Source organism: Trinickia sp. LjRoot230 (genome assembly GCF_964253315.1).
Lineage (GTDB): Bacteria > Pseudomonadota > Gammaproteobacteria > Burkholderiales > Burkholderiaceae > Trinickia.
In genome coordinates this window covers 3,804,572-3,830,394 of record NZ_CAXUQX020000001.1, presented here as the reverse complement: position 1 = coordinate 3,830,394, position 25,823 = coordinate 3,804,572, and the positions used below count along the sequence as shown (strand labels likewise).

25 protein-coding genes are annotated in these 25,823 nt (G+C 63.3%); 18 read left to right on the top strand and 7 right to left on the bottom strand.

All coding sequences use genetic code 11. The features are described 5' to 3' along the window. Positions 1-34: 34 nt before the first annotated feature. From ctaD to ACSQ20_RS17440, 4 genes are all read left to right on the top strand, one after another. Entirely contained in the window at positions 35-1,645 is a 1,611-nt protein-coding gene (gene ctaD / locus ACSQ20_RS17455) for a cytochrome c oxidase subunit I (protein WP_436022127.1), read from the top strand. A gap of 58 nt (positions 1,646-1,703) precedes the next feature. Continuing rightward, positions 1,704-1,838, top strand: coding sequence for a cytochrome oxidase small assembly protein (locus tag ACSQ20_RS17450; RefSeq protein ID WP_436022125.1), 135 nt, complete (start codon positions 1,704-1,706; stop codon positions 1,836-1,838). Between the two features lie 52 nt (positions 1,839-1,890). After that, positions 1,891-2,052, top strand: a complete 162-nt coding sequence (locus ACSQ20_RS17445) for a DUF2970 domain-containing protein (protein ID WP_436023206.1) — start codon at positions 1,891-1,893, stop codon at positions 2,050-2,052. Between the two features lie 69 nt (positions 2,053-2,121). Continuing rightward, positions 2,122-2,979: a cytochrome c oxidase subunit 3 gene (locus ACSQ20_RS17440; protein WP_436022123.1), complete on the top strand. Its 858-nt coding sequence runs from the start codon at positions 2,122-2,124 to the stop codon at positions 2,977-2,979. A 130-nt stretch (positions 2,980-3,109) separates the two neighbouring features. Here ACSQ20_RS17440 and ACSQ20_RS17435 read toward each other — a convergent pair whose 3' ends face one another. Continuing rightward, the gene (locus tag ACSQ20_RS17435; RefSeq protein WP_436022121.1) at positions 3,110-3,319 is read right to left on the bottom strand and encodes a twin transmembrane helix small protein; all 210 of its coding nucleotides are present in this window, start codon (positions 3,317-3,319) and stop codon (positions 3,110-3,112) included. A gap of 81 nt (positions 3,320-3,400) precedes the next feature. On the opposite strand from ACSQ20_RS17435, the gene ACSQ20_RS17430 reads away from it, so the two are divergent. The 6 genes from ACSQ20_RS17430 to ACSQ20_RS17405 all read left to right on the top strand — a co-directional run bounded on the left by ACSQ20_RS17430 (position 3,401) and on the right by ACSQ20_RS17405 (position 8,387). After that, a complete protein-coding gene (locus ACSQ20_RS17430; RefSeq protein WP_436022119.1) occupies positions 3,401-4,105 on the top strand; it encodes an SURF1 family protein in 705 nt (234 codons plus the stop codon). A gap of 21 nt (positions 4,106-4,126) precedes the next feature. Continuing rightward, entirely contained in the window at positions 4,127-4,756 is a 630-nt protein-coding gene (locus ACSQ20_RS17425; RefSeq protein ID WP_436022117.1) for an SCO family protein, read from the top strand. A gap of 50 nt (positions 4,757-4,806) precedes the next feature. Beyond that, complete coding sequence (locus ACSQ20_RS17420) at positions 4,807-5,916, top strand: COX15/CtaA family protein (protein WP_436022115.1); 1,110 nt, start codon at positions 4,807-4,809, stop codon at positions 5,914-5,916. A gap of 6 nt (positions 5,917-5,922) precedes the next feature. After that, a complete protein-coding gene (gene cyoE / locus ACSQ20_RS17415) occupies positions 5,923-6,828 on the top strand; it encodes a heme o synthase (RefSeq protein WP_436022113.1) in 906 nt (301 codons plus the stop codon). Positions 6,829-6,838: 10 nt separating this feature from the next. Next, positions 6,839-7,447: an SCO family protein gene (locus ACSQ20_RS17410; protein WP_436022111.1), complete on the top strand. Its 609-nt coding sequence runs from the start codon at positions 6,839-6,841 to the stop codon at positions 7,445-7,447. 106 nt (positions 7,448-7,553) lie between these two features. Beyond that, positions 7,554-8,387, top strand: coding sequence for a MetQ/NlpA family ABC transporter substrate-binding protein (locus ACSQ20_RS17405; RefSeq protein ID WP_436022109.1), 834 nt, complete (start codon positions 7,554-7,556; stop codon positions 8,385-8,387). A 19-nt stretch (positions 8,388-8,406) separates the two neighbouring features. On the opposite strand, the gene ACSQ20_RS17400 is transcribed toward ACSQ20_RS17405, so the two are convergent. Next, the gene (locus tag ACSQ20_RS17400) at positions 8,407-9,477 is read right to left on the bottom strand and encodes an alpha/beta hydrolase (RefSeq protein ID WP_436023204.1); all 1,071 of its coding nucleotides are present in this window, start codon (positions 9,475-9,477) and stop codon (positions 8,407-8,409) included. 574 nt (positions 9,478-10,051) lie between these two features. On the opposite strand from ACSQ20_RS17400, the gene nagA reads away from it, so the two are divergent. From nagA to nagE, 4 genes are all read left to right on the top strand, one after another. Then, positions 10,052-11,155, top strand: coding sequence for an N-acetylglucosamine-6-phosphate deacetylase (gene nagA, locus ACSQ20_RS17395; protein WP_436022107.1), 1,104 nt, complete (start codon positions 10,052-10,054; stop codon positions 11,153-11,155). Beyond that, entirely contained in the window at positions 11,139-12,155 is a 1,017-nt protein-coding gene (locus ACSQ20_RS17390) for an SIS domain-containing protein (protein ID WP_436022105.1), read from the top strand. Before nagA ends, ACSQ20_RS17390 begins: the two co-directional genes overlap by 17 nt. Positions 12,156-12,167: 12 nt before the next feature. Next, complete coding sequence (gene ptsP, locus ACSQ20_RS17385) at positions 12,168-14,801, top strand: phosphoenolpyruvate--protein phosphotransferase (protein ID WP_436022103.1); 2,634 nt, start codon at positions 12,168-12,170, stop codon at positions 14,799-14,801. Between the two features lie 78 nt (positions 14,802-14,879). Then, positions 14,880-16,640: an N-acetylglucosamine-specific PTS transporter subunit IIBC gene (gene nagE / locus ACSQ20_RS17380; protein WP_436022101.1), complete on the top strand. Its 1,761-nt coding sequence runs from the start codon at positions 14,880-14,882 to the stop codon at positions 16,638-16,640. 134 nt (positions 16,641-16,774) lie between these two features. Here nagE and rpoH read toward each other — a convergent pair whose 3' ends face one another. Then, positions 16,775-17,710 carry an RNA polymerase sigma factor RpoH gene (gene rpoH / locus ACSQ20_RS17375; protein WP_436022099.1) on the bottom strand — a complete coding sequence of 312 codons (936 nt, stop codon included), beginning with the start codon at positions 17,708-17,710 and terminating at the stop codon, positions 16,775-16,777. Positions 17,711-18,068: 358 nt separating this feature from the next. Here rpoH and ACSQ20_RS17370 point away from each other — a divergent pair, with 358 nt between their 5' ends. Both ACSQ20_RS17370 and ACSQ20_RS17365 read left to right on the top strand, forming a co-directional pair. Continuing rightward, positions 18,069-18,653, top strand: a complete 585-nt coding sequence (locus ACSQ20_RS17370) for an acyloxyacyl hydrolase (RefSeq protein WP_436022097.1) — start codon at positions 18,069-18,071, stop codon at positions 18,651-18,653. Positions 18,654-18,695: 42 nt separating this feature from the next. Continuing rightward, a complete protein-coding gene (locus tag ACSQ20_RS17365; RefSeq protein WP_436022095.1) occupies positions 18,696-19,079 on the top strand; it encodes a nuclear transport factor 2 family protein in 384 nt (127 codons plus the stop codon). A gap of 96 nt (positions 19,080-19,175) precedes the next feature. On the opposite strand, the gene leuA is transcribed toward ACSQ20_RS17365, so the two are convergent. The 3 genes from leuA to ybiB all read right to left on the bottom strand — a co-directional run bounded on the left by leuA (position 19,176) and on the right by ybiB (position 22,942). Continuing rightward, positions 19,176-20,831: a 2-isopropylmalate synthase gene (gene leuA / locus ACSQ20_RS17360; RefSeq protein ID WP_436022093.1), complete on the bottom strand. Its 1,656-nt coding sequence runs from the start codon at positions 20,829-20,831 to the stop codon at positions 19,176-19,178. A 649-nt stretch (positions 20,832-21,480) separates the two neighbouring features. After that, positions 21,481-21,726: a hypothetical protein gene (locus ACSQ20_RS17355; RefSeq protein ID WP_436022091.1), complete on the bottom strand. Its 246-nt coding sequence runs from the start codon at positions 21,724-21,726 to the stop codon at positions 21,481-21,483. A gap of 244 nt (positions 21,727-21,970) precedes the next feature. Next, a complete protein-coding gene (gene ybiB / locus ACSQ20_RS17350; RefSeq protein WP_436022089.1) occupies positions 21,971-22,942 on the bottom strand; it encodes a DNA-binding protein YbiB in 972 nt (323 codons plus the stop codon). Positions 22,943-23,124: 182 nt separating this feature from the next. Here ybiB and ACSQ20_RS17345 point away from each other — a divergent pair, with 182 nt between their 5' ends. Together ACSQ20_RS17345 and maiA are read left to right on the top strand one after the other, a co-directional pair. Next, complete coding sequence (locus ACSQ20_RS17345; RefSeq protein WP_436022087.1) at positions 23,125-23,838, top strand: fumarylacetoacetate hydrolase family protein; 714 nt, start codon at positions 23,125-23,127, stop codon at positions 23,836-23,838. A 19-nt stretch (positions 23,839-23,857) separates the two neighbouring features. Beyond that, positions 23,858-24,505: a maleylacetoacetate isomerase gene (maiA, locus tag ACSQ20_RS17340; protein WP_436022085.1), complete on the top strand. Its 648-nt coding sequence runs from the start codon at positions 23,858-23,860 to the stop codon at positions 24,503-24,505. Between the two features lie 51 nt (positions 24,506-24,556). Here maiA and ftsY read toward each other — a convergent pair whose 3' ends face one another. Next, on the bottom strand, positions 24,557-25,738 hold the full coding sequence (gene ftsY, locus ACSQ20_RS17335) for a signal recognition particle-docking protein FtsY (protein ID WP_436022083.1): 1,182 nt from the start codon (positions 25,736-25,738) through the stop codon (positions 24,557-24,559). Positions 25,739-25,823 lie beyond the last annotated feature (85 nt).

The following is a 25,823-nucleotide window of genomic DNA, read 5'->3' as shown; positions in this document are numbered from 1 at the left end:
TCGATGCCCGCACCATTTGCTTTAGGAGATTCACATGTCTAGCATCGGACACGATGTAGCCGGTCACGATCACGCGCATGATGACCACGCACATGCGACGCCGCATGGCTGGCGCAGGTGGCTGTTCGCCACCAACCACAAGGACATCGGGACCATGTACCTGCTGTTCTCGTTCACGATGTTCCTGTCGGGCGGCGTGGCGGCGCTGATGATTCGCTCGGAACTTTTCGAGCCGGGCCTGCAGATCATGCGCCCCGAGTTCTTCAACCAACTGACCACCATGCATGGCTTGATCATGGTGTTCGGCGCGATCATGCCTGCGTTCGTGGGCTTCGCGAACTGGATGATTCCGCTGCAGATCGGCGCAGCCGATATGGCCTTCGCGCGGATGAACAATTTCAGCTTCTGGCTGCTGCCGGCGGCGGCCGTGTTGCTGGTCGGCTCGTTCTTCGCGCCGGGCGGTGCCACCGCCGCGGGCTGGACGCTCTATGCGCCGCTCTCGACGCAAATGGGCCCCGGCATGGACTTCGCGATTTTCGCGGTGCACATCATGGGCGCGTCGTCGATCATGGGCAGCATCAACATCATCGTGACGATTCTGAACATGCGCGCGCCCGGCATGACGCTGATGAAGATGCCGATGTTCGTCTGGACGTGGCTGATCACGGCTTACCTGCTGATTGCCGTCATGCCGGTGCTGGCGGGCGCGATCACGATGTTGCTGTTCGATCGCCACTTCGGCACGTCGTTCTTCAACGCGGCAGGCGGCGGCGACCCGGTGATGTACCAGCATATTTTCTGGTTCTTCGGTCACCCGGAGGTCTACATCATGATCTTGCCGGCGTTCGGGATCGTCTCGCAGGTGATTCCGGCGTTCGCACGCAAGCCGCTGTTCGGCTATAGCTCGATGGTCTATGCAACGGCCTCGATCGCCATCCTCTCGTTCATGGTGTGGGCGCACCACATGTTCGTGACGGGCATGCCGGTCACGGGTCAGCTCTTTTTCATGTACGCGACGATGCTGATCGCCGTGCCGACGGGCGTGAAGGTGTTCAATTGGCTAGCCACGATGTGGCGTGGTTCGATGACGTTCGAAACGCCGATGTTGTTCGCAATCGGCTTTCTCTTCGTGTTCACGATGGGCGGGTTCACGGGCCTCATGCTGGCGATGGCGCCGCTCGACATCCAATACCACGGCACTTACTTCGTAGTGGCGCACTTCCATTACGTGCTGGTCGCGGGGTCACTGTTCGCGCTCTTTTCGGGGTGGTACTACTGGGCGCCGAAATGGACCGGTTGGATGTATAACGAAACGCGCGGAAAGATCCACTTCTGGGCGACGATGATCTTCTTCAACCTGACGTTCTTCCCGATGCACTTCGTGGGTCTCGCCGGCATGCCGCGTCGCTATGCCGACTATCCGGCGCAATTCACGGACTGGAACCAGGTCGCGACGATCGGTGCGTTCGGCTTTGGCCTCGCGCAGGTGTACTTCCTGTTCGCCGTGGTGCTGCCGGCTTATCGCGGCAGCGGCGAACTCGAGAAGGCGGCCGACAAGCCGTGGGATGGCGCGACGGGCCTCGAATGGACGGTGCCGAGCCCGGCTCCGTTCCATACGTTCGAGAACCCGCCGACGGTCGAGTGATTTCTTTGGCTGCGAGCCGCCGGTCTCGATGGCGGCTCGGGTGCAACGGTAGCAGGGCATGACTCTCGAACCACAAAAAAGACGATCACCGGCGCAAGTGCGTGCCGGCAACCGGCGGATTGCATTCATTCTGATCGGCATCGTCGCCGCCTTTTTTCTGGGCGCCGTCGTCAAACAGTGGCTGTCCCGTTAAAGAGGTGCCGAACGTGGAGCAAGACGGGGGCAAGAGCAGTTTCGCAAGGACGATGAAGGCGGTGCTGTGGTCGTTCTTCGGCGTACGCAAAAGCCGCGATCATGCCGCGGACGCGACGCAGTTGAATCCGTTGCACGTGATCGTCGCGGCATTGATCGCCGCTGCGCTCTTCATCGGCGGGTTAATCGCGATCGTGCATCTGGTGGTGGGCTGACGGAGTCGGGAGTGAAGCGCTAACAGCGCTCGTTCCATCAACTATTTGGACTGATGTGGAGAATCAATAATGAGCGGTCAAAACGAGAGCCCGTACTACTTCGTGCCGAATCCGTCCCGGCACCCGGTCACCGCGTCGATCGGGCTCTTGGTCATGCTCGGCTCGTTGGGGCTCTGGCTTAACGAGACATCGTGGGCGCCCTATACGATGCTGCTGGGCCTGCTGTGGGTCCTGTTCGTGCTGTGGCACTGGTTCGGCGACGCCATTGCCGAGTCGGAAGGCGGCATGTACGGCAAGCGTGTCGATTCATCGTACCGCTGGAGCATGAGCTGGTTCATCTTCTCCGAAGTGATGTTCTTCGGCGCATTTTTCGGCGCGCTTTTCTATGCGCGCGAAATTGCGATGCATCAGTTAGGTAGCCTCGATTACAAGCTGATCTGGCCGGACTTCAGCGCGGTGTGGCCGAACGGAGGTCCGGCGGCGCTCGCGGGCCACTTCCGTTCGATGACGCCGTGGCCGGTGCCGACGATCAACACAGCGTTGCTGCTGAGCTCGGGCGCCACGCTGACGGTGGCTCACCATGCGCTGCGCGAAAACCACCGGACCAAAACGATTGCGTGGCTTGCCGCGACGGTCGTGCTCGGCATGGTGTTCCTGTTCATGCAGGGCTTCGAATACTTTCACGCCTACCACGAACTGAACCTGACGCTCGCCTCCGGCATCTACGGCTCGACGTTCTTCCTGCTGACCGGCTTTCACGGTTTTCACGTGTTCCTGGGCGGCACGATGCTGTCGGTGGTGCTCGTCCGATTGATCAGAGGCCACTTCACAGCCGATCACCACTTCGCGTTCGAAGGCGCGGCGTGGTACTGGCACTTTGTGGACGTCGTGTGGCTTGGGCTGTACGTCGTCGTCTACTGGCTGTAACGAGCAGGGCAACGGCGCTCGCGCAAGGTGCGCGACACTGCGATACCGCGAGACGGCAGCAGACGCCGGCTTTTTACGCCGCCTACGAGACGATCGGGGCGGCGTTTGCGTTTTTAAGTGCGCGGTGAGATCAGCGGCCGAGCGGCACTTGGCTATACGGAAGCCAGCCAAGCCAGTGTGCGAGCAGGATGAACAGAAACAGCGTGATGGATAAGCCGACCCGCGCGGCGAGCGACCATACCATCCGCTTCGTCCGGCCCCGGTCGTGCATCATGAAGTACAGCGCCGATACCATGCTGGCGATAATTAGGACGAAAGCGATAGCGACGATGAAGTGCATGGAATCAACGAATAACCGGAATGGCGTAACGATACGCGCAATTATCGCACCCGCGCGTAACGGCTGCGGCGCGGGCACCGTATGAAGTTTCGTCTTCTTCCGGCGCTGCTGATTCTGCTTGCGATGGCGGTGACGATCCGGCTCGGTTTCTGGCAACTCGACCGCGCGCATCAGAAAGAGGCGATCCAGGCGCGCATCGAGCGCTTCGAAAGCGCCGCGCCGCAAACGGTAACGAAAACGCCTATTGCCGCGCAGTCGATCGAATATCATCGCGTGCGCGCCTATGGGCGTTTCATGCCGGAGCGCGTGGTCTATCTCGACAATCGTCCCTACCGCGATCAGCCGGGCTTTTACGTCGTGATGCCGCTGCAACTGGCGGATGGCGGCTATGTGCTCGTCAATCGCGGCTGGCTGCCGCGCAATGCCGATGTGCGTACCGCGATGGCGCCGTACACCACGCCGAGTGGCGATATGTGGATCGAAGGCATCGCGCGTGCCGATGCATCTCGCGCGTTCGAGTTGGGCCAAGGCGGGTCGGCCGCGCATCAGTCGATCCGCCAGAATCTCGATGTCGCAGCGTATGCTGCCGAGAGCGGGCTGTCGCTGCAACCATTCGTTATCCAGCAAACGAACGACAGCGGCGACACGCTCGTGCGCGACTGGCCTGCCCCGACACTGGGCGTCGAACGCAATTACGGCTACATGTTCCAATGGTGGGCGATGGCCGTTGCTGCACTCGGGTTTGGTTTATATGCAGCGCGCCGCGCCGCAACCAAGCCGATTTGAAGATTGAAGAGGTTCTACGTTTTGTCGAAGTCATCCTCTCCGTTATCTCCCGATCCACAGCCTCCACGCGGCTCCTGGCAGCGCGGCCGGTGGGTCCTGCTGCTGCTCGCGCTGATCAGCGCCGCGCCGGTGATCGCCTCGTATCTCGCCTACTACGTCTTTAAGCCGAGCCAAGGCACGACGAACTACGGCGCGCTCGTTCAGCCGCAGCGCGCAATCCCGCCTTCGTTGATCGTGACCGACGAGGCCGGCAAGCCGATGAAGCTTGATTCGCTGCGCGGCGTATGGCTGATGATTTCGGTCGATTCGAGCGCCTGCGACAAAAACTGTGCAACGAAGCTCTATTTCATGCGGCAGGTGCGCGCAACGCAGGCGGGCGAGCGGCAACGCATCGTCATGGTCTGGCTGCGCACCGATGCGAACGCCGTTGCCGATGCCATCAAGACTGCCTACCCCGACACGCGCATGCTGGTCGCCGATCCGGCGACGGTGGCATCCTGGCTGCCGGTCGACGCTGGCACACGGGACACCGATCACATCTATCTCGTCGATCCGAACGGCAATCTGATGATGCGTTTTCCGAAAGACCCGAACCCGGGCAAGATCAAGGGCGATGTGACGAAATTGCTGAAATGGTCGAGCATCGGTTGACGTGGCCAACATGATGAAGCGAGTGCATACCGCTTCGTTAGGAATCCAAAATGTTTTTAATGCAATTGGGGTTGATCGGTCTTTGCATTGCGTTGTTGCCGCTCAGCTACGTCTGGGTGAAGTCGAGCGGCGATAAATTTCGCAAGCTGGTGTGGGTGACGACGTTCCTCACGCTGGACCTCGTCATGTTCGGCGGCTTCACGCGGCTGACCGATTCGGGGCTCGGCTGCCCTGATTGGCCCGGCTGCTACGGCACGGCTTCGCCGTTCATCGCGCACGCGCAAATCGCGGCGGCGCACGCGGCACTGCCAAGCGGGCCCGTCAGCATGATGAAGGCATGGATCGAGATGACCCACCGTTATTTCGCGATGGCGATCGGCGTGCTGATCATCGCGCAGACCGTGATTGCGTGGTCAGCGCGCCGCAAGCGCCAGATGCTCGACGTTTCGCCCTGGTGGCCGAGCGCACTTTTGCTGTTGATCGTCGTGCAGGGCATTTTCGGCGCCTGGACCGTGACGATGAAGCTTCAGCCGATCATCGTCACCACGCATTTGCTGCTCGGGCTGACCTTGCTCGGCACGCTCGGCTGGTTTGCCGCGCGCCTGACTCCGGTCCCGGTTCACGAGCCCGGCGTGACGCGCTACCGCGCCGCGGTTGTCGCCGGGCTCGCGCTGCTGGTCGTTCAAATCGCGCTCGGCGGCTGGGTCAGCACTAACTACGCGGTGCTCGCCTGTACCGATTTCCCCACCTGCAATGGGCAATGGCTTCCGCCGATGGATTTCACGCACGGCTTTCATCTGTGGCGCGCGCTCGGCATGACGAGCGATGGCGATGTCATCACGCAAGATGCGCTCGTCGCGATTCACTGGACGCACCGTACCTTCGCCGCGGTCGTCATCGCGTATCTCGTCTGGCTGGCACTGCGCTTGCGCCGCTTCACCTCGCTTACGCGCCCTGCAAACGGCGTGCTGGCTGTGCTCGCGCTGCAGTTTGCCACCGGGCTCTCGAATATCGTGCTGCAATGGCCGCTGCCGATCGCCGTGGCGCATAACGGCGGCGCGGCGGTCCTTCTGCTGCTCGTCGTTATGCTAAACTTTCGAACCGCTTCCAGCCGTTGCCGTCCCGCCGCCATTGGCGCGCGTGACGCCGCCCCTGCGTGACTCCCCATGGACACCACCACGCTTTCCCATAGCCTCGGTTCCCGGTTTTCGCAGTACCTGGCGCTCACGAAACCGCGCGTGACGCAGCTCGCGGTTTTTTGCGCGGTAATCGGTATGTTTTTGTCGACGCCCGGCATGGTGCCGTGGACAGTCTTGATCGGCGGAACCGTCGGTATCTGGCTGCTCGCCGGTGCCGCGTTCGCGATCAACTGCCTGGTCGAGCAAAAGATCGACGCGATGATGCGCCGCACCGCGTGGCGTCCGTCCGCGCGCGGCGAAATCACGACCACACAGATCCTCCTTTTTTCCGCCGTGCTGGGCGGGCTCGGCATGTGGACGCTTTACACGTTCACTAACGCGCTGACGATGTGGCTCACGCTCGCGACCTTCGTCGGCTACGCCGTCATCTATACGCTGTTGCTCAAGCCGGCCACGCCGCAGAACATCGTGATCGGCGGTGCATCGGGTGCGATGCCGCCCGCGCTCGGTTGGGCCGCGGTGACGGGCGCGGTGCCCGGTGACGCCTGGATTCTCGTGCTGATCATCTTCGTATGGACGCCGCCGCATTTCTGGTCGCTGGCGCTTTATCGCCGTAAAGACTACGAAAACGCCGGCTTGCCGATGCTGCCGAACACCCACGGCGAGCAGTTCACGCGGCTGCATATCCTGCTTTATACGATCGTGCTCTTCGTCGTCGCGCTGATGCCGTTCATCTCCGGCATGAGCGGGGTCGCCTATCTGTGCGCGGCGGTATTGCTCGGTGCGATTTTTCTCGCCTATGCGTGGCAGATCTACCGACGTTATTCGGACGCGCTCGCGCGCAAGCTCTTTCGCTATTCGATCATCTATCTCTCGCTGCTGTTTGCCGCGCTGCTCGTCGATCATTACGCGCGCGCGCTGATCGGCGCATGACGGGTTTGCCATGTTTATGAATTTGCTCGTGCGCCGCGCGCGCACGGCGCTTGCCGTATGTGCGGCCGGCGCCGCGCTTGCATTGACCAGCTGCAACGACACCCCGGCCTTCCAAAACCTCGATATCACCGGCAACCAGCAATTCGGCTCGAACTTCCAGCTCGCCGATACAAGCGGCAAGACGCGCACGCTCGCCGACTTCAAGGGCAAAGCAGTCGTGCTTTTTATCGGCTATACGCATTGCCCCGACGTTTGCCCGACGACGATGGCCGAGCTCTCGCAGGCCATGCAGCAATTGGGCACCGACGCCGCACGTGTGCAGGTGCTCTTCGTCACCGTCGATCCGGCGCGCGACACGCCCGCAGTGCTGGCGCAATACGTCAGCGCGTTCAATCCGTCGTTTATCGGCCTGCGGCCGACCGAAACGCAACTGCCTGCGTTCGCGAAAGACTTCCGCGTCTACTATGCCAAGGTGGCGGGCAAGACACCCGATGGCTACACGATGGACCACACTGCCGCGAGCTATGTGTTCGATCCGCAAGGCAAGCTGCGCCTTTATGCGCGTGACGGACAGGGCGTAGGCCCATGGGTGCACGATCTGAAGTTGCTGCTCGGCTGAGGCGTCGCATATTCATATGCCATCATCGTATTTCTCATCGCCGCGCGCGTGTGAGAGGATGGCTTCCCCGTTTCTGACCTCTTGCCAATCAAGAAAGCGAGCTTCCATGCAGACTAGAACGCTTCCCCGTACCTTTATCAAAACCCTCTTCCTGGTCGCCGCAGCCGCGAGCACCGCGCTCGTCACGAGCACCGGTGCCTATGCCGGCGACAAGACTGTCCGCGTTGGTGTGATCGGCGGCCCCGATTCGCAGACGTGGCACGTCGTGCAAAAAATAGCCAAGGAAAAGCAAGGGCTCGACATCAAGCTCGTCGAGTTCAACGACTACGTTCAGCCGAACGCCGCACTCGATGCCGGCGATCTTGATGCCAATGCGTTCCAGCATCAGCCGTATCTCGATAGCCAAATCAAGCAGCGCGGCTACAAGATCGTCAACGTGGGGTCGACCTATATCTCGCCGATCGGCATCTATTCGAAGAAGCTGAAATCGCTCAAGGATCTGCCGCAAGGCGGGAAGGTCGCGCTGCCGAATGATCCGTCGAACGAGAACCGCGCGTTGTTGCTGCTGCAGGCGCAAGGCATCATCAAGCTGAAGACGGGTGCCGGGGCAAACGGCACCAACGCCACGTCGCTCGATGTCGAGTCGAACCCGAAGAAGGTCAAGCTGGTCGAACTCGACGCCGCGCAACTGCCGCGCTCGCTCGCCGACGTCGACGCCGCTGTGATCAACACGAACTACGCGCTCTCAGCGGGCCTCGACCCGACCAAGGATGCCATCGCGCGCGAAGACGTCCACAGCCCCTACGCGAATCTGATTGCCGTGCGCACGCAGGACAAAGACAAGCCGTGGGTCAAAAAGCTCGTGGCCGCGTATCAGTCCGACGACGTTCGTCAGTACCTGAAAACCGAGTTCAAAGGCGCCGAGGTCCCGTCGTTCTGAACATGCATTGCATGCCGGCTCAACACGACTGCAACTGTCCTTTGACCAGCCGGTCGAGCCACGCACGCACGGCCTGCTGGTACTCCTGCGTGCGCGGGTTCAGGTTGATGTCGTGGCCGGCGCCCGGCAGCACGTAAGCCTGCACGCACGACGAGCCGCTGTAATACGGTCGCTCCCCAGCCAGGACCGTCGTCGAGCTCGAGCAGTCCGCCGACAGCGCGCCGCAGAAGAACGAGTCGACGCCGCCGATAGCGATCAGCACCGGCGAGGCGATCCCCGCGGAGTACGGCAGTATCACGTCGACACCTACGGCGTCCGCTGCTTCGGTCGTCGCGAACACGTCCTTGGTTGCCTCGTCGGTCTGCAGGACGCCGGGGTCGGCCGCGCCGGGGCTATAGAAGTCCTGGAAGCGCGTGTTAGGCCGCGTCGTCAGATAAGTCGGATCGATATAGCCGCGCGAGGATAGTTGTGGATCGAGCGTGGCCGGATAGGCCGATGTCGCGAAAAACGTGGTGAGCGTGGCCGCGTTGATCTTGTGCGTCAAACCCGTGACGATTGTTCCGTCGACATCATGAAACGTGGCCGATTCCGCAATGGTGATGGCCGACCCCAGCGAGTGGCCCGCCAACACGACCCGTTTGAACGCATGCCCGCCAATACTGGCATGGCGCAGCGCCTGAATGACCTCGTGCACGGCACCTGCTTGCGCGGCGGCGGTTAGCGTCGCTGCCAGCACTGGCTTGCTGCTCGCGCCCGTGCCGAGCCGGTCCACCGTGGCCGTTGCATAGCCGGCAGCGTTCATCGCGTTGCGAAACGAATAGATTTGCGGCTCGTACGGGAAGTCCCAATACGCATGGTTGTACGTCGCGCCCGGCACCATGACGATCACCGTGTCCGTCGTACCGGCATCAGGCAGGCACAACGTGCCGTGCATGGTGTTCTGCTGAAGCAGCAGCGACACCTTCACATCGAAATCGCTGCATGACGCCGCTGCTGCATTGCTTGAGGCGAGCATGCCGAGCCCACCGAGCGCACAGCAGATCAGGGCCACACCATACTGCCGCATCGTCGAAGCGAGATGGCGAATCATCACGAGTCCTCCTGGGTAAGTGAGACCGAGACAAAGTCGACGCGCACGGTGCCCGGCAATCGATCCAACGAAGCAAAAAGGGCAGGGGCGCAAGAGGCGCGCAATCATGTTAACGGTGTGTCGGCGCCGTCAGCACCGCACGGGTGCGTAGTCGCCACGCGCCGATTCGAGCGCGCCTACGTTCGCGTTCCGATGGTGTCCGATGCTTGATGACCGCGTCTCGCTCGATCGGCTGACTGGTACTACACCGGTACTTATTTTTCCTACTATATTTCGCAGTGGTGCTGGCTTCGTTATCCGATACGGGTAAATCCTGATATGCCAGCCAGCCCGGTCTGATCACCAAAAATCGCTGCATCCATTGAAAATAAAGGCTCGCCGGTCCAGTTGCGAAGGCTCGTAGTTTAAATTGACTGGTACTACGCTGGTTATATAATGGGCTCCAATTTTGCAACCTATCGCACGGCGCTTGCCAACCGTCAGTTCAATACCGGCGCCTAAGCCGGAGCCAGACGGCATCGCTCGTGTGCACGATCCTTCGTCGCCTCTCGCATCACCGAAACCGACTTATCCCATGCTCAACGGAAACATTCTGACGCCCGACGGCTGGATTCACGGCACGCTCCAGTTTGAAAACGGTCGCATCGCTGCGCTCGATGGCGCGCGCGCCGATCCGGCGACCAACGACAGTCCGTTCATCCTGCCCGGGTTCATCGATCTGCATGTTCACGGCGGTGGTGGCGCCGATGTGATGGAGGGCGGCCCGGCCATCGAGACCATCGCGCGCACTCACGCCCGTTATGGCACGACGAGCCTGCTTGCCACGACGATGACAGCCCCGCGCGACGAACTGATGACGGTGGTCGCAGGCTTGGGCAACGTCGCGCGGGTGCGCACGCCGGGCGGCTCGCGCGTGCTCGGCGTGCATCTGGAGGGGCCGTACATCAACCCCGGCAAGCTCGGTGCGCAGCCCGACGCAGCGGTGTCGGCGGTGCTCGACGAAGTGCTCAAGTACTTGTCGATTGCGCCGATTCGTGTCGTCACGCTCGCGCCGGAAATTGCCGGGCATATCGACATCATTGCCGAGATGGCCGCGAGGGGCGTGCGCGTTCAGCTCGGCCACTCGCTGGCCACTTATGACGACGCCGTGGCGGCACTCAAGCACGGCGCTTGCGGCTTTACACATTTGTTCAACGCGATGTCGCCGATGCATCACCGCAACCCGGGCTTGGTCGGTGCAGCGTTCGCACATGCGGAGTTCGCTGAGATCATTCCCGATTTGCTGCATGTGCACCCGGGCGCCATTCGCGCCGCGCTGCGCGCGATCCCGCGTCTTTACGTGGTCACCGACAGCACCTCGGCCACCGGCATGCCCGATGGCGAGTACCGCCTGGGTAGCCAGCATGTGACGAAATGTCTGGGCGGTGTGCGCTTGGCCGACGGCACGCTCGCCGGCAGCACGCTGACGATGGACGCGGCGTTGCGCAATCTGGTGTCGATTGGCTTGCCGCTCGAGGATGTATCGAATCGCATGTCGCGTTATGCGGCCGACTATCTCGGCATCGAAGACCGCGGACGTCTCGTGCGCGGCGCCTGGGCCGATATCGTCGTATTCGAGCGCGATCTGACGCTTGCTGCCACTTACGTCGAAGGAGAGATGATTGTCGAATATGCATGACGAGGCCCTTGCCGCGCGCGACGCTGTGGCGGCCCAATGGGCCGATACGACGCAGGTCGAAGCGCTCGCGGCGGTGCTCGCCGATAAGCCGTGCCACGTTGCGCTGACGGTTGCGCGCGGCAGTTCCGACCACGCCGCCAGCTATTTCGCGAGCCTCGCGATGAGCCGCCTCGGTGTGCCTGTTGCTTCGCTGCCGATGTCGATCGCAACGTTGCAAGCGGCGCCGCTGCGCGTGGCCGGCGAGCTAGCCATCGCCTTTTCTCAATCGGGAAAGAGCCCCGATCTCGTCGATACGATGACGACGCTGCGCCGCGCCGGCGCGCGCACGGTGTCGTGCGTCAACTCGCCGGCATCCGATCTGGCGCAGGCCTGCGAATGGCAATTGCCGGTTTTGGCCGGGCCGGAGCGTTCGGTCGCCGCCACGAAAAGCTATATCGCGATGTTGTCGCTGTCGGCGCAGCTCGTGGCGTTTTGGCAGCGCGATGCCGAACTGCTCGACGCGTTGCGAGCACTGCCTGCAGTGCTCGGCCGTGCGGCGATGTTGGACTGGTCGCCGGCCGTCGACACGCTGCGCGGCGCGGAGCGCATGATCGTGATCGGCCGCGGTCTCGGGCTAGCGGTGGCGCAGGAAGCTGCGTTGAAACTCAAGGAGACATCGGGGATTCAGGCCGAAGCATTTTCGAGTGCCGAGGTGCGTCACGGGCCGATGGAACTCATCGATCGCGACTATCCGCTGCTGGTATTCGCACCGCGCGGCCCGGAACAGGTAGGCCTCGTGCGACTCGCTGCCGACATGCGCGAGCGCGGTGCGCGCGTGCTGCTCGCGGCACCCGCCGACGTACCCGAGGCCAACCTGCCGCTCGCCACGACGGGGCATGTCGCGCTCGATCCGATTGCGGCAGTGCAGTCGTTCTACATGATGGCTGCGGCGCTTGCCGCGGCGCGCGGGCGCGACCCCGATCAACCGCGCTACTTGAACAAGATCACCGAAACCCACTGAGCGAGAATTCGGATGGAACGTGCTGAGAAGTCCCGATTGATGGGCCCAACCCAGGACCCGGACGCAATCGTCTTGCTGGCGCCGCTGAGCGGCCCGGTTGTGCTGCTTGCCGAGGTGCCGGACCCCGTTTTCTCGAGCGGCATGTTCGGCGACGGCATCGGCATCGACCCGCTCGAGGGCAGGCTCGTTGCCCCGTGCGACGGTGTCGTGACGCACCTTGCACGCACGAGCCATGCGCTGACGCTGCAAACAGCGGGCGGCGCGGAGATTTTGCTTCATATCGGCATCGATACCGTCGAGTTGAACGGCCAGGGTTTTACGGCAAAAGTCGCGCAAGGCGCGCAGGTGAAGGCTGGCGATCTGCTGATCGAATTCGATCAGGACTTCGTCGCGATGCAGGCGCCGAGCCTCGTGTCCGTCATCGCGGTGGCGAACTCGGATGTGTTCGATGTCGTCGAGCGGGCGAGCACCGCAGGCCGTCCGATGATCAAGGTGGGCGACAGGCTGCTCGTCTTGCGCCGCAAAGCCGGTTCGGACGCGAAGACGCCTGCTGCGCACGATAGCGAAACCAAAACCGAAACCGCCGCGACGGCTCAGCCTTCGGCACATGAGGTCTCGCGCGAGATCACGCTGGCACTGGCGGGCGGCTTGCATGCACGACCGGCGGCACGCGCGCGCGAAGCGGCGCGCGGGCTCGACGCTCGCGTCGAGCTGCGGCACGGCGCGCGTCATGCGAGCGTCGACAGTGTCGTCGGGCTGATGGGGCTCGGAGCCGGTGAGGGCGCGACAGTGGAAGTGCGCGGCGTTGGCGCCGATGCGGCGCGGGCAGTCGATGCCGTCGTGCGCGAGTTGCTGCGCGAGGTGCATGGAGAGCTCGAGGAAACGCCAGCACGCGTGGCCTCGCCCGCGCCTCGTCAGCCGGTGCGCGCGGCCGGCGTGCCGCTCGATCCGAACACGCTGGCCGGCGTGTGCGCGGCACCGGGCATCGCGGTCGGCACGCTCGTGCGCTGGGACGATGCGCAAATCGAGCCGCCCGAGTTGCCGAGCGGTACGCCCGCAGCGGAAAGCCGCCTGCTCGACCGCGCGCTGGCCGCTGTCGATGCGCAACTGAACACGACGGTTCGCGATGCGTCGCGGCGCGGCGCGGTCGGCGAAGCCGGCATTTTTGCCGTGCATCGCGTGCTGCTCGAAGACCCGACGCTGATCGATACCGCACGCGATCTGATCAGTCTCGGCAAGAGCGCCGGCTTTGCATGGCGCGAGGCGATTCGCGCACAAATCGGTGTGTTGGCGAACGTCGAAGACCTGCTGCTCGCCGAGCGGGCGGCCGATTTGCGAGATATCGAAAAGCGCGTGCTGCACGAGCTCGGTTATCGGCGCCAAAACGCGCGCGCATTGCCCGCGGAAGCGGTGCTCGCGGCCACCGAATTCACGCCATCGGATCTGTCCTCGCTCGACCGCACCCGCGTGGTGGCGCTCGTGATGGCCGGCGGCGGTGCCACCTCGCATGCGGCCATCATCGCGCGGCAACTCGGCATTCCGGCGCTCGTCGCGGTGGGGGACGCGCTGCACGCCATTCCCGAGGAGACCCAAGTCGTCGTCGATGCGAGCGCGGGCCGTATCGAATTTGCCCCGACGGCGCTTGACGTCGAACGTGCGCGGCACGAGCGCCAGCGCCTGGCCGGTGTGCGGGAGGCGAATCGGCGCGTGTCGCAGGAAGCGGCGACGACGACTGATGGGCGCGCCATCGAAGTGGCGGCCAATATCGCGACGCTCGACGACGCGCGCACAGCCGTCGACAACGGCGCGGATGCCGTTGGCCTGCTGCGCACGGAGCTGCTCTTCATTCACCGTGAGAAGGCGCCGAATGCGCAAGAGCATCGCGCGAGCTATCAATCGATCGTCGATGCGTTGGAAGGCCGCACGGCGATCATCCGCACGCTCGATGTCGGCGCCGACAAGGAAGTGCCCTACCTGACGCTGCCGCCCGAGGTCAACCCGGCGCTCGGCCTGCGCGGCGTGCGGCTGGCGCAGTTGCGCCCCGACTTGCTCGACGATCAGTTGCGCGGCCTCATCGACGTGACACCGCACGGCACGGTACGCATTCTGCTGCCGATGGTGACCGATGCGAACGAGCTGATGCTGCTGCGCCAGCACATCGACGAACTCGCGCGCGCCGCGGGCCGCACGGCGCCGATCGAAGTGGGCGTGATGATCGAAGTGCCGTCGGCCGCATTGCTGGCCGATCAACTCGCGCGCCATGCCGATTTCCTGTCGATCGGCACCAACGACCTCACGCAATACACGCTCGCGATGGACCGTTGCCAGCCCGACCTCGCGGCCCTGGCCGACGGCCTGCATCCGGCCGTGCTGCGGCTGATCGAGGCGACGACGCGCGGTGCCGCGAAGCATGGCAAGTGGGTCGGCGTATGCGGTGCGCTCGCCGGCGACCCGGTGGCCACCCCGCTGCTCGTGGGGCTCGGCGTGACCGAGCTTTCGGTCGATCCGGGCACCGTGCCCGACATCAAGGCGCGTGTGCGCCGCCTCGATTATCAACTGTGCCGGCAGCGCGCGCTGGACGCGCTGGAGCTCGAATCGGCCCAGGCGGTAAGAGCAGTGAGCCGCGAAATCTGGCCGCTCGAATAAGCGCGCAACGCGCTTTTCACAAGCGATCGAAATCGCATCGAAAACAAGCATTACGAAGCGACGATATTGGAGGATTGGATGGACGCTAACCCATTTTTGAGAGTGCAGCGCCTGGGGCGGGCGCTGATGCTGCCGATTGCGGTGCTACCGGTGGCCGGCATTTTGCTGCGGCTCGGCCAGGCGGACGTGCTCAATATCAAGATGATTGCCGACGCAGGCGGCACCATCTTCGACAATCTGCCGTTGCTGTTCGCCATCGGCGTGGCGGTGGGTTTCGCGAAAGATAACAACGGTGTGGCCGCCTTGGCCGGTGCGATCGGCTATCTGATCGAAGTCGCCGTGATGAAGGACATCAACGACAAGCTCAACATGGGCGTGCTGTCGGGGATCATCGCGGGCGTCGTGGCCGGCATGCTCTACAACCGGTACAAGGACATCAAGCTGCCCGATTACCTTGCGTTCTTCGGCGGCAAGCGCTTCGTGCCGATCGTGACCGGGCTCGTATGCGTCGTGCTTGGTATTGTGTTCGGCTATGTCTGGCAACCGGTTCAGGCGGCCATCGATACAATCGGCCATTGGCTTACGACGGCCGGTGCGCTCGGTGTGTTCGTCTACGGCACGCTGAACCGCTTGTTGCTCGTGACGGGCCTGCATCACATCATCAATTCGCTTGCCTGGTTCGTGTTCGGCACGTTCACGCCGCCGGGCGGTGGTGCGGCCGTCACCGGTGATCTGCACCGCTTCTTCGCGGGCGACCCGAGCGCAGGCGGCTTCATGACGGGCTTTTTCCCGATCATGATGTTCGGTCTGCCGGCCGCATGTTTGGCCATGCTGCACGAAGCGCCGAAGGAGCGCCGCGCGATGGTGGGCGGGCTGCTCTTTTCGATGGCGCTGACGTCGTTTTTGACCGGCGTGACCGAGCCGATCGAATTCAGCTTCATGTTCCTCGCGCCCGTGCTGTATGTGATTCACGCGTTGTTGACAGGGTTGTCGCTAGCGATCTGTCAGGCGCTGGGCATTCATCTCGGCTTTACGTTTTCGGCCGGCGCCATCGACTACGTGCTCAACTACGGCTTGTCGACGAAAGGCTGGCTTGCGCTCCCCGTGGGAGCAGTTTATGCCGTCGCCTACTATGGCCTGTTCCGGTTCTTTATCCGCAAGTTCAACATGGCGACGCCGGGCCGTGAGCCCGCCGCACTCGACGCGCAAGTCGAATCATATGCGGCCGGCGGCTATGTCGCGCCCACAGCCGGCGCGGCGGCGCCGCGTGCGATGCGTTACATTGCGGCGCTTGGCGGCGCGTCGAATCTGACGCTCGTCGATGCGTGCACGACGCGGTTGCGCTTGTCCGTGGTGGATGCCGAGAAAATTTCGGAACCGGCACTCAAGGCGATCGGCGCACGTGGCGTGCTCAAGCGCGATGCGCGCAACGTCCAGGTGGTGATTGGCCCCGAGGCTGACATGATCGCCGACGAAATTCGCGCCGCGATGGCGGGTGGATCGGCCGCGGTTGGCGTTGGCGGTGCTGCGTCGGCGCCATCCGGCTCTGCCACGGCCGACGGGGGCAGCGGCCCGCTCGATCCCGACCCGATGCGTTGGCTGGCGGTATTCGGAGGCGCGACGAACGTCGTTTCGCTCGACGCCGTGGCGGCGACGCGGCTACGCGTGGTCGTACGCGATCCGGCATCGGTCGATCGTCAGCGTCTTGCCTCGCTCGATGTCGCGTGGGTGTCGGCCGATACGTTCCACATCGTGTGCGGCCCGGCGGCAGCGCGCTACGCAACGCAACTGGCCATACGCCTGCCCCCCGCGGGCGGGCAGAACCCGCAGCCAGCTTGACGGCGGCCGCGAACGCTGTGCGGTTGGAAGAGGAAAGAAGAAGGAAGGCCGCCCGAGAAAGGGCGACCTAAGAGCGCTACCTAAGAGCGCTACCTAAGCGAGCCGCCGCACCCTTGACGGGGTGCGGCGGCGCATTACGCGTAAGCAGCCAGCGCGCTGCGCATCTTCTTCATTGCGCTGGCTTCGATCTGCCGAATGCGTTCGGCGGAAACGCCGAACTCGTCGGCGAGGTCGTGCAGCGTCGAGCCACCGGAGCCATCGTCGGCCACGTGCAGCCAGCGCGCCTCGATGATGCGGCGGCTGCGCGCATCGAGCGCCTCGAGCGCTTGCGCGATACCGTCCGTTTGCAGCTTATCGCGCTGGCGGGCGGCCAGCACAGCCGTCGGCTCGCTTTGCGCGTCGGCAAGATAGGCGATCGGCGCGTAGGATTCCTCTCCGTCTTCGACATGCCCCTCGAGCGCGATATCGCCGCCCGAAAGACGCGTTTCCATCTCCTTGACCTCTTCGCGCTTCACGTTCAACTCTTGCGCGAGGCCTTCCACTTCTTCCGGCGTAAACGCTTGCACGCCCTGCTTATGGCTGCGCAGATTGAAAAACAGCTTGCGCTGCGCTTTCGTTGTGGCGACCTTCACCATGCGCCAATTGCGCAGAATGTATTCGTGAATCTCGGCCTTGATCCAGTGAATGGCGTACGAGACCAGGCGCACGTTTTGCTCGGGGTCGAAGCGCTTGACCGCCTTCATCAGGCCAATGTTGCCTTCCTGGATCAGGTCGGCGTGCGGCAGGCCATAGCCAAGATAGTTGCGCGCAATGGAAACGACGAGACGCAAGTGCGAAAGCACGAGGCGACGAGCCGAGTCGAGATTGTTCTGCTCGCGGTATTCGGTGGCGAACTGGCGCTCTTCCGCAGCCGAGAGCATTGGAATACGGTTGACTGCCTGAATGTACGCGTCGATATTGCCGAGTTGGCCCGGCAGCATGGACGACGGCGCGAGCGTCAGAGCACCTGCCGAAGCGGCCTTGGCAGGCGCCTGGGCGAGTAGGCTCGGAAGGGTCATTGCATTGCTCACGTAGAAACTCCTCTGAATCAGATTACCGCTAGTCGCAAGTACGGCTTCACCGCGCGATATTAGCACTCCCGAGAGTTGAGTGCTAAATGTTGGAGTCGGTTGAATGCTCCAAGTTCCATTTTTGGCTATCGAAAAATTCAAACGATAGCCAATACTACGCCAAGACGTGGAACCTTGCAGGGCGAAACATCCCGCCATCGGTGGGCGAAGCTGTCGCTTCCCATTTTTTGAGATTCTGTTTTCCGTAACACGGTAGTGCTGGCAAATTCGCCTTATCTTAAGATGTGCGCGCGCCACAAACTGCCGACGAGCGGGGCGCAACGAGCCATTAAAGAGCAGAGCCCTTCGGAGTATGCGAATGAACAAAAAGAACCGGAACCGGCGTCATCCCTTTTCTGCTGCAGCCGCTTCCCTTTTGTCGGCCGGCGCGGTTGCCGCGGCCGCGACGGCCGCCACAACCGCTCATGCCGACACCTTTGGCGTGCAACTGGCAGGGGGCGTGGCCGATCACCACGTCAAAAAAGTCGATCTTGGGCTCGTCTGGGACCCGGGTATCAACTGGTGGGAGGTCGGCGGTTGGCACTTCTCGCTCGTCGGCGAAGCACACGTGGCTTATTGGCATACGAGCGAAGGCACGGCGCGCAATGATATCTACGAGGTCGGCATCTCGCCGATGGTCCGCTTCATCAAGAGCGCGGGCGCTATCCGGCCGTTTATCGAGGCAGGCGCCGGTGTGCGCGGCTTGTCTCACCCGACCATCAACAATGGCTATACGCTCTCGACGGCCTTCCAGTTCGCCGAGACGGTCGGCGTCGGCGCGCAATTCGGCGCCCGTCAGCAGTATCAAGCGGGCTTTCGGTTTCAACATGTGTCGAATGCCGGTATCAAAGAGCCGAATCCTGGTATAAATTTCAGCCAGCTGTATCTGCAATACAACTTCTGACGTGGATGTCCGCGCGGCATCTGGACGCATGGGGGCTGAGCAATGGCGGCACAGATGATCGAGGCGATTCGCGTGCTCGAGCGTGACCGGTTTCGTGCGATGGTCGACGGCGACGTTCCGCTGCTCGACGAATTGCTGTCCGAGAGCGTCACCTTCGTCCACACGAACGGCAAGCGCGAGACGAAGCAGCAGTTCATCGACGCCATTTCCGCCGGGCGCCGCCGTTATCGGCAGATCGAAGTGCAATCGCAAGACGTGCTGCCGGTGGGCAGCGAAACCTGTGTCGTCACGGGGCGCGCGCTGATCGAAATGGAGGCGAATAACGGCGCCTTGCTTTATCCGATCGCTTACACGGCCATTCAGGCGCAGGAATCCGGGCAGTGGCGTCTTGTGGCATGGCACGCGACGCGCTGCGCGATCGAATAACGCTCCCTCGCTCCAACGACGACGCACGCGTAGCGCGTAACACCTAGCTAGCAACGCAGCACGCCTGTCCGGCGCGCCGCTGCGCATCTTGCCCGCTTACGCGGCGCGTTGCCGGCTGTCGTCATCCCATTCGAATCGATTCACGGCGCTGATCAGCGCGTCGGCGGCGGCTGTCGCCGCATTTTCATGGATGCCGACGCCAAAGCGCAGCGGTGCCCCGCCGACGCGGCAACTGACGAACGCAGCCCATTCGTCACGCGCGGTGCGTGTCGTCTCGAAGGAACACACATCGATGGTGCAAGGGGCCACCGCGCTCAGCGCGCGTGCCAGTGCCGCGACGAGTGCTTCGCCGTCGCCGGCCGCTTCACCCTCGCCGATGCGGGCGATTTCCTGCCGGCCCCAGCGCAAGACGGCGGCATCGGTGCGCGCGAGCGGCCCGCGCACGCCCAGGTATTCGCTCGCGAACCGTTCGCAGAGCGCTTGCCCCGTCACTTCGGCCCCCGATTCGTCAGCCAACTGTTGCACCGCGTGGCTGAACTCGATTTGCAACCGGCGCGGCGGCGCAAAGCCGAGGCCGCGTTCGAGCAGAAAAGTGGAGCCGCCTTTGCCCGACTGGCTGTTGACCCGAATGACGGCGTCGTAGCTGCGGCCGAGATCGGCGGGGTCGATCGGCAGATAGGGCACTTCCCACGGTGTGCCGGCGCGCTGTTGCGCGAAGCCCTTGCGAATCGCGTCCTGATGCGAGCCCGAGAACGCGGTGAAGACCAGGTCGCCGGCATACGGGTGGCGCGGATGCACCGCAATCGCGTTGCACCGCTCGACGACACGCCGCACCGCATCGATATCGGAAAAGTCGAGGCCCGGGTCGATGCCTTGCGTATAGAGATTGAGCGCGAGCGTGACGAGATCGACATTGCCGGTGCGCTCGCCGTTGCCAAACAGACACCCTTCGATGCGATCGGCGCCTGCAAGCAGCGCCAGTTCGGCTGCAGCGACGGCCGTGCCGCGATCGTTATGGGGATGCACCGAAAGCACGATGCTGTCGCGATAGGCGAGATTGCCGTCCATCCATTCGATTTGGTCTGCAAACACGTTCGGCGTGGCGGCTTCAATGGTGGCCGGCAGATTGACGATCATTTTGTGCTCGCGCGTGGGGCGCCAGACTTGGGCCACGGCGTCGCAGACCTCGCGCGCGAACGCCAGCTCCGTCATGCTGAACGTCTCGGGCGAATACTCGTAAGTCCAGTGGGTGTCCGGCCGGCGCTCGGCTTGCTCCTTGATCAACCGCGTGCCTTCGACCGCCAGCGCCTTGACGTCGTCTTTCGATGCATTGAAGACGATGCGCCGAAACGACGGGCAGATGGCGTTGTAAAGATGGACGATCGCCCGCGGCACACCTTCAAGTGAGTCGAACGTGCGCGCGATCAGATCCTCGCGCGACTGGACGAGTACTTCGATCGTGACATCGTCGGGGATGCGTTTTTCGTCGATGAGCTTGCGTACGAAATCGAAATCGATCTGCGACGCGGACGGGAAGCCGACTTCGATTTCCTTGACGCCGATTTGTACGAGCATCTCGAAGAATTCGAGCTTTTGCGCGATGCTCATCGGGTCGATCAGGGCTTGATTGCCGTCGCGCAGGTCAGTGCTCATCCAGATCGGCGCGGATGCGATGGTCCTGTTCGGCCATTTTCGGGTGGCAAGACGAATGGGCTGAAACGGTCGGTACTTCTCAGCAGGGTTGCGGAGCATGGCGAACCTCGTTCGTTGGGTCGTCTGCGAAACGCGCGCAAGGCCAAGCGGCTGGCCGGCCGTGCGACGGCGCAAAGCGTCGGCGCTTTTCGCGATTCGTCCGAACGGTCTTCGGCCGAATGCTGACGACTACGGTTGGTAGAAGGAACTACGGTTTGGGTGAAACAGGAACTGCGGGGAACTGCACGAGGACCGCGCGAACAACACGCGGCGCTACGGCTGGCTTACGCTAGTCGTAGCGATAGAGGCCGCGCTAGTCGGCCGGAGGTAATTCGAAGGGTGTTCGGAAGGGAACGCATAGCGAGCACTGTATGTCAGTGTCCGGCGTGGTGTCAATGGGCAGCCATTGTCCAATGGCAAAGGAGTCTGGGCGAGGTGGCGTGATTCCAACGGCAAAGGAGTCTGAGCGGGAGTTTTAGGGGTCGATCATTGGGGGATGGTGATCGACATGAATACGACAAGGCTGGAGACGATCGGGCAAGTCCGAGAGTTCCTGGCAGGGATCTGCGACGTTGAGTTGCACGTCGTTCAGGACGAGGCTGAGCGGCGGCGGTTCGTGGAGCGCACGTTGCGTTGGTTCGGCTATTTTCGGCGGCCTCGCAGTGAGCGCGGGCTGCTGTTCGCCTATGTACAACGGGTCTCGGGCTACTCACGTGCTCACGTCATTCGGCTCATTGCGCAGTATCGTGAGGGCGGTACGCTCGAGCAGCGCGAGCGCGGCGCGCGCACTCAATTCCCACGTCGCTACACGGACGAGGATGTCGCACTGCTGGCCGAATTGGACAGCCTGCACGACACGCTCTCGGGGGCGGCCACGCGAGCGCTGGCGCAGCGTGCCTGGCGTGTCTATGGCGATGCGCGCTATGAACGTCTGGCGCAAATCTCGGTGTCGCATCTGTACAACCTGCGCGCAGGCCAGGCGTACCGTCAGCGGCATAATCCGGGGCGGGAGTTGCCCACCGCCGTGCCGGCCGTGGACAACTCCCGCTTTCCGATAGCGATACAGCGACTCCTGAACCCCACACCACCTATAGGTTCAGACTCCTCTCAGGATTGGAAAATACTTGGGCGGGGCACCGACGCGCTGCTGCTTGTCGTGCTTGCGGTGCTTGTAGATCACCGGGCCCCGCTACGCCACCTTATGCGCTGCGCACAGCACTTACGATCGCATCGACTTGCCGCGCCAGTGTCGGCGGCACGCTCGCGCGGCCGGCCAGCACGGCTTCGATCCACGCTGCCGTCGCCTCGGCCTCGCGCGATTCGGGCAACGCAACAGGCGCGGCGTCGGGCGACGCGCGCTCCGCCGCGACGAGCGTTTGGGCCATGCCATCGTGCAGCCAGTCGATCTGCACCTGCCGGCGCGTATCGGCCACCGCCTCGCCTTCTGTGCCGCGCGCGAGTAGCGCCCCCCCGGCGGCCGCGGACGGATAGCCGGCGAACAGCTCGGCGAGGCTCTCGCGGTATTCCGGATGCGTGTAGTTCACGAGGCGCAGCCCCGCGGGCGAAAACGGCTGCATGATTTTCACGAGCGTATGTGTCGAGTTGCGCACGCCCATGATCCGGCGCAGTGCGAGCAGCCGTGCGAGCTTCGGTGCGAGCACCTCGATTGGCGCGAACGCAAGCTTGCGCTCGGCCAGCGCGGCTTCGATCTGCGCGTGCGTCGTGGCCGGCTCGATGCCGAGCACCGTGAAGATCTCCGCGCTCGTCACGCGGCCGGCATCGGCTGTGACGCCGTGTACGAGCGTGGGCACGCCTTCGCGGGCCAGCAGTAATGCAAGCAGCGGCACCAGATTCGGCTGCTTGCGGGCACCGTTGTAGCTCGGAATGGAGACGGGGCGATACGTACCAGCGGCCACCTTTACCAGCTCGAACGACGCATGCGCCGCCTCGAGCATGGCGGCCAGTTCCGCAGCCGTTTCGCCTTTGAGCCGGTAGGCGAGCAGCACCGCACCCAACTCGACGTCGGACACGCGGCCCTCGAGCATCGCGCTGTAGAGCGCACGCGTGTCCTCCGAGGACAGCGCGCGCGCGCCGTTTGGCCCGCGCCCGATTTCCTTGATGAAGCGAGCGCAGGCAAACGGGGCGGGCGAGGCAGCAGCGGATTCGGTCATAAAATCGAGCGTCAACGGGTGGGCTGCCCGGCAAGGGCGGTCAAACGTTACTGAGTACCCCATTCGGCAGTATCTGGCAAGCCGCGCTGGAGGGCGTCGCCACCCGCCCCGCGTTAAACTCGTGACTTTTATTTCGCATGGGCGGCAGCGGCCGGCTATCGCTATATATTGAGGAGAACGGGATGGACTACGTATTTGCTCCGGCACCTCCGGTCACCGTGCCGATCGCCGAACCCGCAACGGCCGCCGTCAGCCGGCGTTTTCCGGTGCACCGGATCTACTGCGTCGGGCGGAACTACGAAGCCCATGCGCGCGAGATGGGGCACGACCCGGATCGCGAGCCCCCATTTTTCTTTGCCAAGCCCGCTGACGCCGTGCTGAACGTCACCACAGGCGCGACCGGCGAGTTTCCGTATCCGGCGCGTTCGAGCAACGTTCACTACGAAATGGAGCTCGTTGTCGCCATCGGCAAGGGCGGACGGGACATCTCGGCGGCGCTCGCGCTCGAGCACGTTTATGGCTACGCGCTTGGCCTCGACATGACGCGGCGCGATTTACAGGCGGAAGCGAAAAAGCTCGGCCGGCCGTGGGAAACCGCGAAGGGCTTCGATCATTCGGCGCCGCTCGGCCCGATTCACCCGGTCGCCCAAGCGGGCCACATCGAGCATGGCGCCATCTGGCTCAACGTCAATGAGGTCGAAAAGCAGCGTTCCGACGTCTCGCAATTGATCTGGTCGATACCGGAGACCATCGCGTTCTTGTCGACGTTTTTCGAGCTGCAGCCCGGCGATTTGATTTTTACGGGCACCCCTGAGGGCGTGGGCGCGGTAGCACGCGGCGACTTGATGACGGGCGGCATCGACGGCCTAGGTCAATTCAGCGTGCGCGTGGTGTAAGACCTTTAAAGGAGGCTCGATGAAGCTCTACAGCTACTTTCGCAGCTCGGCGGCGTACCGCGTGCGCATCGCGCTCAATCTGAAGAACCTGCCGTACGAGTACGTGCCCGTGCATCTATTGCGCGCGGGCGGTGAGCAGCTCGCACCCGAGTACCGCAAGTTGAATCCCGACGCGCTCGTACCGACACTCGTCGATGGCGAGACGGTGCTTCAGCAATCGCTTGCGATCATCGAGTACCTCGAAGAAACGCATCCCAGCCCGCCGCTTTTGCCGCCCGCGAGCGCCGATCGTGCATACGTGCGAGCCGTCGCATTGCAGGTCGCTTGCGAGATCCACCCGCTCGATAATCTGCGCGTGCTCAGGTATCTCGTGCACGAACTCGGTGTGACCGAGGATGCGAAAAACGGCTGGTACCGCCATTGGATCGAGAACGGCCTTACGTCGCTCGAGACGCGGCTTGCGGCGGACCGTCGCACGGGCATGTTCGTCTTTGGCGATGAACCGACGCTAGCCGATGCATGCCTCGTGCCGCAGATGTTCAACGCCCAGCGCTTTCGCATCGACACCGCGCGTTATCCGACGCTGCAGCGCATCTACGATCAGGCAAGTCAACTTGACGCGTTTGCGCGCGCTGCCCCCGACGCGCAGCCCGACGCCGAACCATGACGATGACGGCGCGCGACGCGACGGGTGCTATCAGCGCCCCAGGGCGCGGGCTTAGCCGAGCAGCGCGTCGGCGAATTCCTCGGCGTCGAATGGCTGAAGATCTTCGACCTTCTCGCCTATGCCGATGAAATAGACGGGCACGGGCCGCTGCCGTGCGATGGCGGCCAGAATGCCGCCCTTAGCTGTGCCGTCGAGCTTGGTGACGATCAACCCAGTCAGCGTCAGCGCATCGTCGAACGCCTTCACCTGGGCGAGCGCGTTTTGGCCCGTGTTGGCATCGATCACGAGCAGCACCTCGTGCGGTGCGCCGTCCATCGCCTTGCCGACGACGCGTTTGACTTTGCGCAACTCTTCCATCAAATGCAGTTGCGTCGGCAGCCGGCCGGCCGTATCGGCCATCACGACATCGATCTTGCGTGCGCGTGCCGCACTGACCGCGTCGAAGATGACGGCGGCCGGGTCGCCGCTTTCCTGCGCGACGACGGTCACGTTGTTGCGCTCGCCCCAAATGGCGAGCTGCTCGCGTGCGGCGGCGCGGAACGTGTCGCCGGCGGCTAGCAGGACCGACTGCTTGAACTGCTGCAAGTGTTTCGCGAGCTTGCCGATGCTCGTGGTCTTGCCGGCGCCGTTGACGCCCGCGATCATCATGACCATCGGCTGAGCACGTCCGAGCACGAGCGATTTTTGCAGCGGCGCAAGCAACTCGACAAGCAGCGTGCGCAGCGCGGTTTTCACTTGTTGGGCCTCGGTGAGGCGTTCGGCGCGGACTTTGTCGCGCAGCGCGCCGAGCAGATATTCGGTCGCCTCGACACCGGCGTCGGACATCAGAAGCGCAGTTTCAAGTTCTTCGTAAAGCGCCTCGTCGAGCTTCGCGCCAACGAAAATGCCGGTCAGGCCCGCGCTGGTCTTCGACAGGCCCGACCTGAGACGGGCCAGCCACGATTGCTTGGCGGCCGGCTCAGGAGCCGGCGGCGGCACGATTTCGACGACCTCGATGGGGGTATCGGCTGTGGGCTCGTCAGCCGATGGCATGGGCGGCTCCGCGGCCGACTTGGTCTGCGGTGTGTCTGGCGCCTCCGGTGCCTCTATTGCCTGTGGCTCAGGCACACGTGAGGATGGCTCGTCGGCCGGTGCAGCCGGTTGCTCGGCCGTTTCAGGCGTATCGGGCGTATCGGGCGTATCGGGCGTATCGGGCGTTTTGGCGCCTTTGAAGCGTTTGAAAAAACTGAACATGATATGGGCGGTGGGTATGGCACGGCGGCCCGTAGCGGCATTCGCTCGCAGGACGAAGCGCAGGTTCGGCGCTTTGCGCGGCACG